Origin of the sequence: Synechococcus sp. R55.2, assembly GCF_047462075.1 — a bacterium.
Lineage (GTDB): Bacteria > Cyanobacteriota > Cyanobacteriia > Thermostichales > Thermostichaceae > Thermostichus.
Genome location: NZ_JANSIH010000281.1, coordinates 1 through 635 on the forward strand (window position 1 = coordinate 1; position 635 = coordinate 635).

The 635-nt window shown below is 51.5% G+C and carries 1 protein-coding gene; it reads right to left on the minus strand.

The window, feature by feature from the left end:
• Positions 1–379: 379 nt before the first annotated feature.
• On the minus strand, positions 380–635 hold a 256-nt coding region (locus NW838_RS09315), incomplete at its 5' end, for a phage holin family protein (RefSeq protein WP_414427918.1).

The window sequence follows — 635 nt, forward strand, 5'->3', positions numbered from 1 at the left end:
TGTAAGACCAGAACGATTGAGGAAAACGCGGATAGAGCAGCAATGCCTTCATACCAACCAGCTCCTGAGTTGCAGATCGACCAACTTGATCCCCTACTGGTTTCCTATCGATTTGCTAGGCTTAGATAAAGCAGCCACAGATCAAACGCCTGCTCGCAATATCCTGCTGATGTTAGCCATTGGCAGATCTTGTGCAGGCTATCTGTGGAGAATCCTATGGTTCTGCGGCAAAAACTTAGCGGGCAGGGCCAATGGAGTAAAGCTTATCGGGATCCCTTAAAGTTGGTTTTGGTTATCGTCGGGCTGAGTGTTGACGTTCCCCTAGCGTACCCCCTGCAATCTTGAACCAAACCCTGCCCTCTCACGGCTGGGGACGAAGTCAGTTCGGCGCACCTTGCTCAAAAACCTGCTGAACCAAGCCGCTGACGATGGAAAGTACAATTGCGCCGATAAACGCCCAGCCGAAATTATCGATGTTGAAAGCATTCCCGGCCAGCTTATCGGCAATGGCTAGACAAATGCCGTTCAAAATCAGCCAAAACAAACCCAGGGTAAGAACCGTAATCGGCAGGGTGATCAGCCGGAGAATCGGCCTGACCAAACCATTGACCAGACCAATGGCCAGAGCCGCCACC